The organism is Photobacterium sp. DA100, from assembly GCF_029223585.1.
In the GTDB taxonomy this organism is placed as follows: Bacteria; Pseudomonadota; Gammaproteobacteria; order Enterobacterales; family Vibrionaceae; genus Photobacterium.
The window spans coordinates 3,393,848-3,409,738 of record NZ_CP119423.1; the positions used below are offsets into that span (position 1 = coordinate 3,393,848).

The following is a 15,891-nucleotide window of genomic DNA, read 5'->3' on the forward strand; positions in this document are numbered from 1 at the left end:
TTCAACTTAAAAACAAAAAGGACACGCATTGGCATGTCCTTAATAAGTCACAGTAGGCAGTTGCGCCCGATCTGTTAGCTTGCCGAGCGGCGCGTCGCCTCAGCATTGAGCTCATCCAGTTTTGCCGCCATCAGATCACGACACTGATTGGACAACTGGCGAACATCTTCTTTGGTCAGCCCGTCTACCGGTACGGCTGGCAGTACTTCGACAATCACCACGCCGTTATCCCACTTATTGAGTTTAACATTTTCCGTGCTACTGCACACAATGGGAACGACCGGCGCACCCGCAGCAATCGCGGCATGAAACGCGCCCGTTTTAAACGGCAGCAAACCGCGGCCTCGTGAGCGGGTGCCCTCCGGGAACATCCAAATTGACACATTGCGTTCTTTGATTTTTTCAACCACCTGGCCAATGGTGCCCACGGCCTTGCTGCGGTTGGCACGGTCAATCAAGATATTACCGGTTAACCAGTAAAGTTGGCCAAACAACGGCATCCAGGCAATGCTTTTCTTGCCGACCGTTACCGTACGAGGCTGGATCGCTCCCGATACCGTGAACATATCGTAGTTATTCTGGTGGTTCGCTATGTATACGCTGGGCATAGGCTGTTCCCCCTCAGGGTAGCGAAATTCCAGATTAATACCGAAGATACGCGCCATCTTGCAGAAATGGCGGCCGACAATATAAACATTCTTGGGGTTGCGGGGGCTCAGTAGACAGTAGCCACAGCCGAAAACAAACATGACAACAGCAAACACTGCTACAGCAATCATGCGCAATACAAATAACATCAGACTCTCCTCAGCGTACAAGCGTTCGCTAGTATACTTGGGCTGCGGGAAAAAACACCTTTTATGTGCAGAAATTAGACCACTGGCGGCCTGTTTCAGCCCCTTTCGGCAGTCATGAACCAACAAAAAGCCCTCCAACAGGAGGGCTTCACATTCCGGCACACAGCAGGAACTTATTCTGCGTCAGACTCTTGCGGCGATTTGATTTCAAAACGAGTCACCCGCTGCAAACCGCGCGGCAGCATACTGCCACGACGGCCACGCTCACCACGGAAGTTATCCAAGTCGCTCGGCTTCAGGCCCAGCTTACGCTTGCCCGCGTACAGCGTCAGGTGGCTGCCATGCGGTAGGACCACCAGCTGGGACAAGAACTCTTCCCGAGCTTTCGAACGGGCAGCCGGGATGTTGATGATCTTATTACCCTTGCCTTTACCCAGCTGTGGCAGTTCCTTGATTGGGAACAACAACATCCGACCTTCATTGGTAATGGCCAGGATCTCATCGTTCTCCAAATCAGCGATGCTCTGCGGCGGCATCACTTCGGCCTTTTCCGGTACCGTCAACAAGGCCTTACCGTTCTTGTTCTTCGATACCATATCGCTCCCCTTGCAGATGAAACCGTAGCCAGCATCCGAACCCATCAGCCATAACTGGTCATCATCGGCCATCATCACCTGGCGAACCTGGCTGCCCGGCGTCAGATTCAAGCGGCCGGTAATTGGCTCACCCTGGCTTCGCGCTGATGGCAATGTATGGGATTCGAGCGCATAACTGCGTCCGTCCGAACCGAGGAAAATAGCCGGCTGATTACTCTTACCACGGGCATGGGCCTGATAGCCATCACCCGACTTGTAGCTCAATGACGTCGGATCAACCTCATGGCCCTTGGCATGGCGGATCCAGCCTTTCTCGGAAAGTACCACAGTGATCGCTTCAGATGGGATCAGCTCACGCTCGGTCAGCGCCTTGGCCTCTTCACGCTCAACCAATGGCGAGCGGCGGTCATCGCCGTATTTCTCGGCATCAGCCAAGATCTCTTTCTTGATCAGGGTGTTCAGACGGCGCTCAGAGCCCAGCAGCTTCTCAAGGTGATCGCGCTCTTTCGACAGCTCATCCTGCTCACCGCGGATCTTGATCTCTTCCAGCTTAGCCAACTGGCGCAGCTTGATTTCAAGAATGGCATCGGCCTGAATCACGGTCAGATCGAAGCGCGACATCAACTCGGCTTTCGGATCATCCTCGGTACGAATGATCTCAATCACCTCATCGATATTGAGGTAGGCCGCCAATAAACCTTCAAGGATATGCAAACGGGCATTGACCTTGTCCAGACGGTGCTGCAAACGGCGGCGTACCGTGGTACGACGGAATTGCAGCCACTCGTTGAGGATCTGCACCAGGCCTTTAACCTGCGGACGGGCATCAAGGCCCAGCATGTTGAGGTTAACGCGGAAGCTCTTCTCCAGATCCGTCGAGGCAAACAGGTGATTCATCAGCTGCTCGCTGTCAACACGGTTAGAGCGCGGCACAATCACGATACGGGTCGGATTCTCGTGATCCGACTCGTCACGCAAGTCTTCCACCATCGGCAGCTTCTTGGCGCGCATCTGGCTGGCAATCTGCTCAAGCAGCTTCGAGCCAGAGACCTGGTGTGGCAACGCGGTGATCACAATATCACCGTTTTCCTTGTGCCACACCGCACGCATCTTGATACTGCCGCGGCCAGTACGGTAGACCTTTTTCAGATCACTCTTCGACGTGATGATCTCCGCTTCGGTCGGGTAATCCGGCCCCTGAACGAATTCCATCACCTCATCAAGCTCGGCCTTCGGGTTCTCGATCAGATGAACAACCGCATTGGCTACTTCGCGGGCGTTGTGCGGCGGGATGTCCGTTGCCATCCCCACGGCAATACCGGTGACGCCGTTGAGCAGGATATGCGGCAAGCGGGCTGGCAGCATCTTCGGCTCTTTCATGGTGCCGTCAAAGTTCGGCCCCCAGTCAACCGTGCCCTGGCCCAACTCGTTGAGCAGCACCTCAGAGAAGCGCGACAGGCGCGATTCGGTATAACGCATCGCCGCGAAAGATTTCGGATCATCCGGTGCCCCCCAGTTACCCTGGCCGTCAACCAGCGGGTAGCGGTAGGAGAACGGCTGCGCCATCAATACCATGGCTTCGTAACACGCGGAGTCGCCGTGCGGATGGTACTTACCCAGTACGTCACCGACGGTACGGGCCGACTTCTTGTATTTCGCGGTTGCCGACAGGCCAAGCTCAGACATCGCATAGATAATACGGCGCTGTACCGGCTTGAGGCCATCACCGATGAACGGCAAGGCACGGTCCATGATCACGTACATGGAGTAATTGAGGTAGGCGTCTTCAGTAAACTTCCGTAGCGGAAGCTGTTCAACGCCATCCATTGAGACATCAGTCATCGTTGGGTATTCCGTTTATGTTTCCAGCCCGTGCCAACATATCGCAGAGGCTATCAAATCATCAGGCAGGGCCGGCCAATATTGTGGCCGGCCCAATCAATCACACTTCGGCCATATCGCCTTTGCTCTGCAGCCAGTGGCGGCGGTCTTCCGCCCGCTTCTTGCCCAGCAGCATATCCATCATCTCGTTGGTCTGCTCGTCATCATCGATCGTCAGCTGAACCAGGCGGCGGGTGTTCGGATCCATGGTGGTTTCGCGCAGCTGGAGCGGGTTCATCTCACCCAGACCTTTGAAGCGCTGGACATTAACCTTGCCGCGCTTATTGCTGAGGCGATCGAGGATCCCGTCTTTCTCGGCATCGTCCAGGGCATAGTAGACTTCCTTGCCCAGGTCGATACGGTACAGCGGCGGCATCGCAATATACACATGGCCGGCACGGACCAAGGCCTCGAAGTGACGGACAAACAAGGCGCACAACAAGGTGGCAATGTGCAAACCATCCGAGTCAGCATCGGCCAGCACGCAGATCTTGCCGTAACGCAAGCCGCTCAAATCATCGCTGTCCGGATCAATGCCCAGCGCGACCGAAATATCATGGACCTCCTGCGAGGCCAGCACCTGATCGGCAGACACTTCCCAGGTGTTCAGGATTTTACCGCGCAGCGGCATAATCGCCTGGAATTCACGATCGCGGGCCTGCTTGGCCGAGCCCCCTGCCGAGTCACCCTCGACCAGGAACAGTTCAGTACGTGACAAATCCTGCTGCGAACAGTCAGCCAGCTTACCCGGCAGCGCCGGGCCCGAAGCCACCTTCTTGCGCACCACCTTTTTGCTGGCACGCATGCGGCGATGGGCGTTGGCAATACACACTTCGGCCAGCTGCTCGGCAATTTGCGGACGCTCATTCAGCCACAGGCTGAAGGCATCTTTGACCACACCGGAGACAAAGGCGGCACACTGGCGCGATGACAGGCGCTCTTTGGTCTGGCCGGCGAACTGCGGATCCTGCATCTTGACCGACAACACGTACGAGCAGCGGTCCCAGATATCATCAGCGGTCAGCTTCACACCGCGCGGCAGCAGGTTGCGGAATTCACAGAACTCGCGCATCGCATCCAGCAGGCCCTGGCGCAGGCCATTGACATGGGTACCGCCCTGGGCGGTCGGGATCAGGTTGACGTAACTTTCAGTGATCAGCTCACCGCCTTCCGGCAACCACAGCAAGGCCCAATCCGCCGCTTCGCTCTGGCCACTGAATGCGCCGGTGAACGGCTCTTCAGGCAACAGGGTGTACCCCTTGACGCCTTCGGCCAAGTAGTCTTTCAAGCCATCGTCATAGCACCAGCGCAGGGTCTCATCGCTGTTTTTGTCGGTAAAGACAATTTCCAATCCCGGACAAAGCACCGCTTTGGCCTTGAGGATGTTTTTCAGGCGGGAGACAGAGAATTTCGGGCTATCGAAGTATTTGGCATCCGGCCAGAAATGCACCCGGGTTCCCTTGGCGCGGCGGCCACAGGTACCAATCACCTCCAGCTCGCTGGCCTTGTCACCGTTTTCAAAGGCGATCTGGTAAATCTGGCCATCACGCTTGACCGTGACTTCGACGCGGGTCGACAGGGCGTTAACCACCGAGATCCCCACCCCGTGCAAACCACCAGAAAACTGGTAGTTTTTGCCTGAGAATTTACCACCGGCGTGCAGCTTACACAGGATAAGCTCAACCCCCGAGACCCCTTCTTCCGGGTGAATATCGACCGGCATCCCCCGGCCATCATCAATCACTTCCAGTGACTGATCCGCATGAAGAATGACCTCTACCTTGCGGGCGTGGCCAGCCAAGGCTTCGTCGACACTGTTATCGATGACTTCCTGGCCTAGGTGGTTAGGCCGTACCGTGTCGGTATACATCCCCGGACGGCGGCGTACTGGCTCAAGGCCATTTAGAACCTCAATGGCTCCAGCGTTATAGCTTTGATCTGTCATAATTACGGAAAGTTACGGAAAAATTTTTTGCCACAATAGTCAGTAACCCCAGCTCGGATGTCAAGCTAGGGCCGAAAATGTGGCCCACAATTGTGAGTCGAATTTGATCCAAGTCGGGACAAATCCTCTCAAGCAACAAGTGCTCGGTAAGTATTACAGACCCAGAAATTGAATGATTTGTTCGGGATAACGATCAAATCCGACAAAACTATGATCCCCTTCGGGCTCAACCGTTTGCCGGCAGGCCGAGTATTTCTCGACAGCCTGGCGGTAATCCAGCACTTCGTCACCTTCTTGCTGGAGCAGCCACAACTGCTCGGGGTGGCGGAGTTTGGCCACATCCATTTGGCGCAGCTCATCCATATGTTTGGTTTCGAGGAGGTAGCGCTCCCCGGTGTAGGGATTTTCCTGCTCGCCCAAGAAGTCCTGCAACAGCTCATACGGCTTGACGGCAGGATTGACCAGTACGGCGGGCAGTTGATAGCGGTCATTAAGCCAGGTGGATACGTAGCCCCCCAGCGAACTACCGACCAAACCGACCTGATGATTACCTATAAACGACCGAACCAGCCCATCAATAAACTCGGCGGCGTCGGTCGGGTAGCTCGGCATCTGCGGGATCTCGACCCTGATATCCGGCCGTTCACGCTGGCAATACTCAGCCATCAGGGTCGCCTTGAGCGACTTCGGTGAGCTGTTAAAGCCGTGGATATACAAGAGTAGCGGCTTCATCTAGTAACCTGCGGAGTCAAAGTTCGGGGTAAAACCATGGCCTTCAAGACGGTGGACCTGGGTATCGAGCTGCCCATCGCGGTGCAGCGCAAGGTAGCGCCAGCCAGGACTTTTCTGATCCAGCGCAAAATCTTGCGAATCCGGCTGGAACTGGATACAGGTCGACGGGGTTGCCAAGACCCTCACGCCCCGGTGGATGCGGTCCAACTCTTGGTGGATATGGCCGCACAAAATCGCCTTCACCTGCGGATAACGGCCAACCACCTGCCAAAACGGCTCACTGTTGTGGAGCTGGTGCTGATCGAGCCAGGCACTACCCGCCGGCAACGGATGATGGTGCAACAGAACCAGCGCATGGCGGTCCGGATGGGCCGACAGGGCCTGATCGAGCAAATCCAACTGCTCCCCGCTCAATTCGCCGTGGGGAACCCCCTTTACCTGGCTATCGAGCAGGATCACCTGCCAATGCTCGCCAGCCAGCACTTGGTGGCATGGCTTGATTTGTGGCGAAGGCAACACCGCCTGCATGCTAGGCTGGTAGTCGTGGTTGCCAGGCAGCCAGAAGCATGGCTGCGACCAGCGCGCGATCCCCTCGCAAAAGCGCTGGTAGGAGTATTCAGTATGGTCTTGGGAAATGTCGCCCGTTGCCACAATGGCATCAAAAGGGCGCGCAGCTGCATCTACCGCATCCAGCACGGCATGAAAGCTATCTTTTGTCGTGACGCCCAACAAACTGCCGCCATCATCGGCAAAAAGGTGGGTATCGGTAATTTGCAGAAGAACCACACTATCGCGGTTCGTCTGTGGCAGAGTAAAGTTCTGCAAAACGTCAAAAACCTTGTCTATCTGATTCTATTAACAAACCGACTGTCTGCTGATCCCGTTTTTTAGGCAGTATGCCAACCAGTCTCCCAGAAAACGGTTAACTTGATGCTTCTCATCTTTCTGATGCATTCGCATATTGGGGTAATCATACCTTGGCTTTAGACGAGAAGTCTGCTGAGCTGAACACACTTCTGCGACCCTAGCATCGTGGTACAACCTGATCGTCATTTTTGGGATCAGGTAGTCAGGCAGTGATTCCTCTGCCTTGAGATGTAATTCAACCACCGTGGTATAACGGGTCGACTCAATAATGGTCAGATGATATTCCTGTTCCGAAACACAATAAATGCAATGGTCCCCTACCTGATCGCTTTTTGGTAGCAATGGGAGCAACTTCGCATAGTTGGTTTCGTACAAACGCATGATACCAGCAAAATCAACAGCGTATCTTCTATTCAATCGGTATCCTCTGTGCTGTGTCCGTCTAAGAGGCCGCCTGCAACCGAGTGTAGTTCAATTGCAACCATTGCAGGGCAATGATTGAGGCTGCATTCTCAATTTTACCAGATTCCACCCACCGGTAAGCCTCTTCCCGAGAAACCACATGCACTTTTATGTCTTCGCCTTCCTCTGCCAGGCCATGGATGCCTTGTGCCGCCGTGCTGTCTACCTCGCCGACAAAAATATCCAAGGTTTCCGAACAACCGCCGGAACTCGACAGATAGCGGGTAATCTTATGTAACTGGCCAACGTCAACGCCAGCCTCTTCCACCGACTCACGGCGCACCACGTCTTGGGCTTGCTCGCCCGGCTCGATAATGCCGGCCACGATCTCCAACTGCCATGGCGAGCAATCCGCCGCCATCGCTCCAACCCGGAACTGCTCGACCAGCACCACCCGGTCGGTGGCCGGATCATAAGGCAACATAGCAGCAGCATGGCCACGTTCGAACATCTCGCGGTCCAGTGGCTCACTCCAGCCCCCCGCAAACAGGCGATGACGAAAACGGTATTTCACCATACTGAAAAAGCCCTGATACAACGGCTCCTGGGCGAGAATTTCCACATCATCAGCAGAAAACTGTCCCGGCCCGGCTTGCTTACTACCTGTTTTTGCCATGTTTTTCTTCCTTATAACCCTTTCTGGCACGGCCTCCGGCCGACGAAGGCGTATATCATTCCATCCCCGGTAAGGAACGGCAATGATTTAATTCAACATTTATGACAATAATTATGATTTTTTTTAAGTCATTTTTCCCAACGAAAAGATTAGAATCACAATTAATCCAGTAAAATATCGTAAAATAAAGTAAATTGTTCAATGATCAGTTTCAGGCAAGGAAACATAGGTTAAACTGGAGCCTTGCTCTTATTTTTGTCAGGACCAGGAAAGGCATACATGAAAAAATTGCTTCCGCTTTTTGTTAGCTTTGCGCTTGGCGGTCTCAGCCACACTGCACTGGCTGATGATCTCGCCGAAATCTACCAACAAGCCAAACAGAATGACCCTCAGCTGCTCCGTGCGGCTGCCGATAAAGATACTGCGTTCGAAGCGATTAACTCAACCCGAAGCGCACTGCTACCACAAATCAACCTAACCGCTGGCTATAACATCGCCCGCATGGATGGCGATGCCGATGGTTTCAACGGTGGTTTGACCCTGGACCAATCGATCTACAACCGTGCCAGCTGGGTAAACCTGGATATCAGCGAGAAGGTGGCCCGCCAGAGCGATGCATTCTATGCGACCTCTCAGCAAAACCTGATCCTGCGTGTCTCTGATGCCTACTTCGCCGTGCTGCGCGCAATGGATGACCTAGACTTCGTCCGTGCCGAGAAAGCAGCCGTTGGCCGCCAGCTAGAGCAAACCAAGCAGCGTTTCGAAGTCGGCCTATCAGCAATCACCGATGTGCACGATGCCCAGGCGCAGTACGACAGCGTGCTGGCAGATGAGATCTTGGCTGAAAATGCCCTGACCAACAGCTACGAAGGCCTCCGTGAAATCACCGGCCAAGAGCACACCGATCTCAGCACCTTGGATACCCGCCGCTTCAGCGCCAGCGCACCCAAAGCACGCGTGCTAGATTTGATCAAGGATGCCGAGACGGAAAACCTTAACCTGTTGACGGCCCGTATCTCGCAAGATATCGCCCGCGATCAAATTGCCCTGGCAGAGTCTGGCCACTTGCCGACCCTGTCTTTCAATGCCGGCTACAACTACGATGACAAGCTAGCAAGCACTGATGACGGCACACTGACCGCCGGTATCAACCTGGCACTACCTGTCTACACCGGCGGCCGTGTGACCTCCGAAGTGAAGCAGGCCCAGTTCGGTTATGTGGCGGCAAGTGAAGATCTGGAAGGCTCTTACCGCAGCGTGGTCCGTGACGTACGTGCTTTCTACAACAACATCAACGCCTCTATCGGTGCCCTTCGCGCTTACCAGCAGTCCGTGGTTTCGGCCCAGTCGGCACTTGAAGCGACCGAAGCCGGTTTCGATGTCGGTACCCGTACCATTGTTGACGTCCTGGATGCGACCCGCCGCCTGTATGATGCCAACCGCCAGCTGGCCAATGCCCGCTACGATTACATCATCAGCCAGCTTCAGCTGAAACAAGCCGTAGGTTCACTGAACGAACAAGATGTCTTGGATGTTAATGCAGGACTGATCAAGGCGAAGTAATCGCCTAACGTTCGACACCAAGCATAAAAAAAGCGCCATCAGCTGATGGCGCTTTTTGTTGTCCTGGTGAGACCTCAGCAAGCCCGAGGCACGTTACGACGGCAGAGGCGAGTTAGCCACGGCCCCCTTTGATGGCCGCAATGATTTCGCTTGTCGAGCAGCCGTCTTCAAAGTTCAGGACCCGGACTTCGCCACCGGCAGCAATCACTTCCTGGCCACCAGCAATCTCTTCCGGCTTATAGTCGCCACCTTTTACCAACAGGGTCGGCAAAATTTCACTGATCAAACGCTGTGGCGTCTCTTCGCTAAACGGCACCACCCAGTCAACGGCCCCCAATCCGGCCAATACCGCCATACGGCGATCTTCAGGATTGACCGGACGCCCCGGCCCCTTCAGCGCCTGTACCGAGCTATCGGAATTGACAGCAACGATCAGACGATCACCCAGCTTCGCTGCCTCGTTGAGGTAGGCCACGTGGCCGGCATGCAGGATATCGAAACACCCATTGGTCATCACGACTTTCTCGCCGCGAGCACGGGCGGCTTTCACGGCCTGCTTGAGCTGGGCTTCACTGATCACACCAAACCCACTGTCCTGGCTACCATGGATCGCTTCGGTCAATTCAATCGTCGACAGGGTCGAGGTGCCCAACTTGCCAACCACCACACCCGCGGCAGCATTGGCCAGCTTGCAAGAGTCCGATAGCGACTTGCCCGCTGCCAGCGAGGCCGCCAACACCGAAATCACGGTATCACCGGCACCGGTCACGTCATACACCTCTTTAGCCTGGGTCGGCATATGCAGCGGCTCCAGGCCTTTTTGCAGCAGGGTCATACCGTGCTCGCTGCGCGTCACCAGCAGCGCTTCCAGCTCAAAGCGCTCGATTAGCGCGAGGCCTTTTTCGACCAAATCTTCTTCCGACTCGGTTTTACCCGCTACGGCTTCGAACTCAGACAAGTTCGGCGTCAGCAGAGTCGCACCGCGGTAGCGTTCAAAGTCCGCCCCTTTAGGATCGACCATGACCGCGATCCCAGCCTTGCGCGCCAGCTGGATCATCGCCTGCACGTGCTCCAGCGCACCCTTGGCATAATCTGACAGCACCACCACCTTACTGGAAGGCAAGGCCTGCTCCATACGCGGCAAAATCACATCCGCCGGCACGTTATGGAAACCTTCTTCGAAGTCCAAACGGATCATCTGCTGGCCGCGGCTCATCACGCGCAACTTGGTGATGGTCGGGTAATCCGGCAACGTCACGAAGTCACAGCGCACATCAAGCGACGAGAGCTTTTCAGACAGCGCACGGGCCGGCTCATCGATACCAGTTAGACCAACCAGGCGGGCATGGCCCCCCAAAGCAGCAATATTCATTGCCACGTTCGCCGCCCCCCCCGGACGCTCCTCGACCTGATCTACTTTCACCACAGGAACGGGGGCTTCAGGGGAAATACGGCCGGTCGGCCCATACCAGTAGCGATCCAGCATGACATCACCCACGACCAGCACGCCTGCTTGATCATAATCAGGAAGAGTCAGTTTCATTTTTTTCTCCGGGATTGTGATAACCCCCAAATATTAACACAAAGCCAAATTAGCATGCATCTGCTCAGGGGATTTCAACGGTTATTCAATCACAAAGAGCGAGGCCTCCCCCGCACCTTCGCATGCAGATCAACCTGTAGCTAGGCATCGGCCTCGAGCAATGCGTGCCAAACAGCCTGGACGACCTGCCGCTCAGCGGCAAACCGACCTTCTTCCACATAGGCGGGGAGACCGAGCAAGCTTAGACGGTGGATCTCATCCCGCATCACGCAGTAGGCCTGTTTGAGCTGCACGGCCTGCTCCGGTGCCAAGATGTCGTGATCCGCCATGGTATCGAACAGGCGGACATTGTCGGACCAGCGGGTCAGGGCCTTTTCTTTCGCCGCGTGTTGCAGCACCAAATACTGGGCCAGGAACTCGATATCGGTGATCCCGCCTTCATCCTGCTTGAGGCCGAACATGCCCGCCTTCTTGCTGCCGAGATGTTCGCGCATCTTTTGGCGCATCTCCACCACCTCCCGACGCAAAGCCACGGTCTCTCGGCGAGCCATCAAGACCGACTGCCTGACCTCCGCGAACGCCTGCTGGAGCGGGGCATCACCATATATCATTCTCGCCCTCACCAAGGCCTGGTGCTCCCAGGTCCACGCCTCTTGCTGCTGGTAGTCGGCAAACGCATCCATGGTACTGACCAGCAAGCCCGACGCGCCAGACGGCCGCAAGCGGATATCGACCTCGTACAGTACCCCCGAGGCGGTCCGAGTCGAAAACAGATGGACTATCCGCTGGGCCAGGCGCAGGTAGAACTGCCTGCCGTCTATCTCTTTGCGGCCATTGGTGTACACGTTGTCCGGGCAGTCATGGAGGAACACCAGATCCAAGTCCGAGCCATACCCCAGCTCCCAGCCCCCCACCTTGCCGTAGCCCAAGACCGCGAACCCGCGCCCGCTTCGCTCGAGCAAATGGGTCGGCTCGCCGTATTTGTCGACCATTTGCAACCAGGCCTGATTGACCACGGCCGCAACAATGGCTTCGGCTAGATAGGTCAGGTGATCGCTGACCTTCATCAATGGCAGGGCCCCGGCAATATCGGCCGCCGCAATACGCAGCAGCTGGGCCTGCTTGAACTGACGGATCGCCTCCATCTGCTGTTCCATGTCCTCTTCCGGGATCCGGGCCAGGAACTCCCGCAATTCATCGCCGTAATGCTCCAGTGGCGTAGGGTTGTACAAATGCTGGGGATCGAGCAGTTCATCAAGCAAGATCGGGTACTGGGCCAGCTGGGTAGCGACCATCGGGCTCGCCGCACACAGACGCACTAATTGTTCAAGTGCTGCCGGATGCTCACTGAGCAGTTCGAGATAGGTGGTCCGAGTCGCGATGCGCACAATCAATTTGCATACCCGCTCCAGCACGGCGGGGGCATCATCACGGGTGACAATCAGCATCAGTACTGCCGGCATCAGTTTGGCCAACACTTCGCGGCCACGGGGGCCGAGCGTGCGCTTTGACAGCTCGGCTTTCATATTGGTCAAAACAGAAAGCTGGCTGGCAGCCTCAGGGGCATTGAGCTCTGCGAGGATAGCCGTCACCACCTCGGGATCTTTGATCATGGCCCACATTTCATGGAACTGGGCCGTTGCCTCGCTGTGCGGCTCTTCCTCATCGGCCCCGATGATGTCATCGAATACCGCGTGGATCGCCGCCATATTCTGGCCAACGGCCTGCTCGAGCCCAGCCCAATCCCCATAGCCCATCGCCAAGGCCAAGCGGTACTGATCCAAAGGTTTGTCCGGCAACGTCTGGGTTTGCTTATCATCGATAGCCTGCAGCAAGTTTTCCAGCCTGCGCAAGAACGCATAGCCCTGCTCGAGATCATCGACCTGCTGAGGCGGCAACAAACCTTGAGTCCGAATGGCCCGCAGGGTTTCGCGCAAACCACGCCCCCGCAACTCCGGCGTACGGCCGCCGCGGATCAGCTGGAACGACTGGGCGATAAACTCCACTTCGCGGATCCCACCAGGGCCAAGCTTGATGTTATTGGTCAGGCCACGGCGGCGCACCTCACTGCTGATCATCGCCTTCATCCGCCGCAGTGACTGAATCGCACTGAAGTCGATATAGCGGCGGAAAACGAAAGGCCTCAGCATCTGGCGCAGCTCTTGGTACTGGGAAAAGCTCTCCCTCCCCATGACCCGGGCTTTGATCATGGCGTAGCGCTCCCAGTCGCGCCCCTGCTCTTGGTAGTAGTCTTCCAGCGCCGCATAGCTCATGACCAACGGGCCGCTATCACCGAACGGGCGCAAGCGCATGTCGACCCGATAGCAGAAGCCATCAAAGGTCTGCTGATCGAGTGCTTTGATCAAACGCTGACCCAGGCGGGTAAAAAACTGGGCATTGGCGAGGCTGCGGCGGCCGCCCTGGGTTTCCCCGTTCTCCGGGTAGGTAAAGATCAAATCGATATCGGAAGAAAAGTTGAGTTCACCGCCCCCCAGCTTGCCCATCCCGAGGATCAGCATCGGCTGGGCCTCGCCGCAGCTGTTCATCGGCGTTCCCCACTCCCGGCAGCACTGGGCATAAAGCCACCCGTAGGCTTCCATGATCATCGCCTCCGCCAGCATGGACAGATGGCCCAGGCTCAAATCCAAACTGTTGTGGCCAATGAAGTCACGCCATGCGATCCAGACCATTTCCCGCCGGCGGAACTGGCGCAGCACCCGCATCATACCCACCTCATCGTTGACCGTTGCCAGCTCTCCGGCCAGCTCGCTGCGGTAGTTTTCAGCCCGCGCCGACTCCCCAAGGTGCTGGGCCAGCCAAGGCAACAAAGCGGCATCGCGGGCTACCGCGGCAGTAATGAAGTCACTGTAGGCCAGTGCCTGCTTGAGCTCGGCCAGCTTTTCCGCCGGCCAGCTGGCTACTGCTTCTGGCTGGGCGCAACTCACCTTGTCCCAAGCCTTGTCCATTGCGGTTTGGAAATGATCCTGCACAGTCATAGGGGTTCCTTTTCAAATGCCTTGTTGTTGCCAGCCAGCGGCCTGCCGCGCAATAAGCGGTATTGCCTGACGGCGTTTTAATTGTCCTTACGATAGCACAACGCCCGCCAAAGGCGGGCGTTGATTTGGCCGAAAATCAGCTCTGTCCCGTGTACTTAACTATACTTGGAAGGCTTGTATTTTCTTCTCCAATTCAGTGGCATGGCTCTGCATGGCATCGGATGTCTCCGACAGCTCCGAGACCACCACCACCGAGGCCTCCACCAGCTCGCGAACATTAGTCAGGTTCTGGTTCATCTCATCGGCAACAGTACTCTGCTGCTCGGCTGCCGAGGCAATATGGAAGTTCATGTCATTGATCAGGCTGACCTGCTCAACAATTTTATCCAGTTCCCCGCCGGCACTGGTGACGAGCTCTACGCCCTCAGCCGCTTCCACCACGCTCTGCTCCATCAACCCCACGGCTTGCTGAGCACTGGTTTGCAGCTGGGAGATCATCTCCTGAATTTCCACTGTCGCGGTCTGGGTGCGCTGGGCGAGGTTACGAACCTCATCGGCAACCACCGCAAAGCCACGTCCTGCATCCCCGGCCCGGGCAGCTTCAATCGCCGCATTCAACGCCAGCAAGTTGGTCTGCTCGGAAATGCTCTGGATGGTGACAATCACACTGCCGATCTTCTCAACCCGCTCCTCCACTTGGTTAACGGCGTTGGCTGACTGGCTGATATCCTGCGACAGCTGGTTGATAGTCCCTATGGTCTGAGCCACGAACTGTTGCCCCTGCACCGCTTGGCCTGACGTCCCCTCGGTAGCACTGGAAGCTTCACGGGCATGCTCGGCCACCGTCTGGACCGTTGAGGTCATCTCACTCATGGCCGATGCCAGCTGGTCAATCTCATTGAACTCTTCCTGCGCCGACTCCTTGGTTTCCACCATGCTGATCGACATCACTTCCGCAAGACCTGACAGCTCGCCGGCCGCATCGCGTTGGCTCCCAATCACGTCACGCAGCTGAAGCCGGGTTTTCTCCAACTCACGGGCCAAATCACCGTATTCATCACGGCACTCCATCACAATTGGCCGGGTCAGATCGCGGGCAGCCAAATGCTTGATGTTATCGGCCAGGTAGCGGGTCTGGCGCAACATGACATGGGAGCCACCGAGCAAAATCACCACAAAGGCAATGACCATCAGGGCCGTTTGCCAAGCCACCTGTACCAAGAACTGCTGATAGTATGCTTCGGCTTCCGAGGCCGGCTGCGAAGCCACGACCACCCAATTGAGACGGGGCAGTTCAACCGCATATTCAAAACGGGACTGATCGGCAAAATTCAAGCTCGCATGGCCAGTCAGTTGCTGCAAGGTGCGGTTAAGGCTGCCTTGGCTGTCTATATCGCTCTGCAGATCAGCCAGCGCACTGGCACTTGGGTGGCCGATGACGGTATTGCTTCCCCGCTCCACCAAGTAGACATAGGCGCCGCGGTTCATGACTGTCGCCTGAGCGCTGACAAGTTGCTCGACCAGTGCCGTATCCTGCTGGCTGGCTACCGGTAATGCCTGTATCACCGCCGCCGTTGCCCGGGCCTGCTCTTTTGCCCTGTCCTGCTGGATTTCCACTACCGATTGATAGAAGGTGCTGGCATCCCAAAGCTGCTTGCCAACCAATAGAATCGTACTGAACACCATCAGCAATAACAGCTTGGGTATCAACCGAATATTTGTCAGCCCTTTTTCCCATGGCTTGAAAACCATTTTGGTCATGTGGTATCTCCATATATTCTTATTACGCCCCAGAGCACACTTTGGCCGTCATACGACCGACATCGACGCTTGGGGAAGTAGGGAATCGGTGCCTAGAAATCTATTTATTTTTCGCACCGAAACAATAAATTC

Annotated in this window: 11 protein-coding genes; 1 reads left to right on the top strand and 10 read right to left on the bottom strand. The window is 56.1% G+C overall.

Annotated elements, in window-relative coordinates; all coding sequences use genetic code 11:
• Positions 1 to 74 precede the first annotated feature (74 nt).
• The 7 genes from PTW35_RS15445 to nudF form a co-directional block, all read right to left on the bottom strand.
• A complete protein-coding gene (locus PTW35_RS15445) occupies positions 75 to 797 on the bottom strand; it encodes a 1-acylglycerol-3-phosphate O-acyltransferase (protein WP_281025741.1) in 723 nt (240 codons plus the stop codon).
• Positions 798 to 970: 173 nt separating this feature from the next.
• Positions 971 to 3,235, bottom strand: a complete 2,265-nt coding sequence (gene parC / locus PTW35_RS15450; protein ID WP_281025742.1) for a DNA topoisomerase IV subunit A — start codon at positions 3,233 to 3,235, stop codon at positions 971 to 973.
• Positions 3,236 to 3,335: 100 nt separating this feature from the next.
• Entirely contained in the window at positions 3,336 to 5,219 is a 1,884-nt protein-coding gene (gene parE / locus PTW35_RS15455; protein ID WP_281025743.1) for a DNA topoisomerase IV subunit B, read from the bottom strand.
• A 153-nt stretch (positions 5,220 to 5,372) separates the two neighbouring features.
• The gene (yqiA, locus tag PTW35_RS15460) at positions 5,373 to 5,951 is read right to left on the bottom strand and encodes an esterase YqiA (RefSeq protein WP_281025744.1); all 579 of its coding nucleotides are present in this window, start codon (positions 5,949 to 5,951) and stop codon (positions 5,373 to 5,375) included.
• On the bottom strand, positions 5,952 to 6,776 hold the full coding sequence (gene cpdA, locus PTW35_RS15465) for a 3',5'-cyclic-AMP phosphodiesterase (protein ID WP_281025745.1): 825 nt from the start codon (positions 6,774 to 6,776) through the stop codon (positions 5,952 to 5,954).
• Positions 6,777 to 6,806: 30 nt separating this feature from the next.
• Entirely contained in the window at positions 6,807 to 7,199 is a 393-nt protein-coding gene (locus PTW35_RS15470) for a DUF1249 family protein (RefSeq protein ID WP_281027528.1), read from the bottom strand.
• A 61-nt stretch (positions 7,200 to 7,260) separates the two neighbouring features.
• Entirely contained in the window at positions 7,261 to 7,896 is a 636-nt protein-coding gene (gene nudF, locus PTW35_RS15475) for an ADP-ribose diphosphatase (protein ID WP_281025746.1), read from the bottom strand.
• A 279-nt stretch (positions 7,897 to 8,175) separates the two neighbouring features.
• Here nudF and tolC point away from each other — a divergent pair, with 279 nt between their 5' ends.
• The gene (gene tolC, locus PTW35_RS15480; protein WP_281025747.1) at positions 8,176 to 9,459 is read left to right on the top strand and encodes an outer membrane channel protein TolC; all 1,284 of its coding nucleotides are present in this window, start codon (positions 8,176 to 8,178) and stop codon (positions 9,457 to 9,459) included.
• Between the two features lie 112 nt (positions 9,460 to 9,571).
• On the opposite strand, the gene hldE is transcribed toward tolC, so the two are convergent.
• The 3 genes from hldE to PTW35_RS15495 form a co-directional block, all read right to left on the bottom strand.
• Positions 9,572 to 11,002 (bottom strand): bifunctional D-glycero-beta-D-manno-heptose-7-phosphate kinase/D-glycero-beta-D-manno-heptose 1-phosphate adenylyltransferase HldE, encoded by a 1,431-nt coding sequence (gene hldE, locus PTW35_RS15485; RefSeq protein WP_281025748.1) that lies wholly within the window; start codon positions 11,000 to 11,002, stop codon positions 9,572 to 9,574.
• A 140-nt stretch (positions 11,003 to 11,142) separates the two neighbouring features.
• Positions 11,143 to 13,998, bottom strand: a complete 2,856-nt coding sequence (gene glnE, locus PTW35_RS15490) for a bifunctional [glutamate--ammonia ligase]-adenylyl-L-tyrosine phosphorylase/[glutamate--ammonia-ligase] adenylyltransferase (RefSeq protein ID WP_281025749.1) — start codon at positions 13,996 to 13,998, stop codon at positions 11,143 to 11,145.
• 159 nt (positions 13,999 to 14,157) lie between these two features.
• Positions 14,158 to 15,759 carry a methyl-accepting chemotaxis protein gene (locus PTW35_RS15495; RefSeq protein WP_281025750.1) on the bottom strand — a complete coding sequence of 534 codons (1,602 nt, stop codon included), beginning with the start codon at positions 15,757 to 15,759 and terminating at the stop codon, positions 14,158 to 14,160.
• Between the last annotated feature and the right edge of the window lie 132 nt (positions 15,760 to 15,891).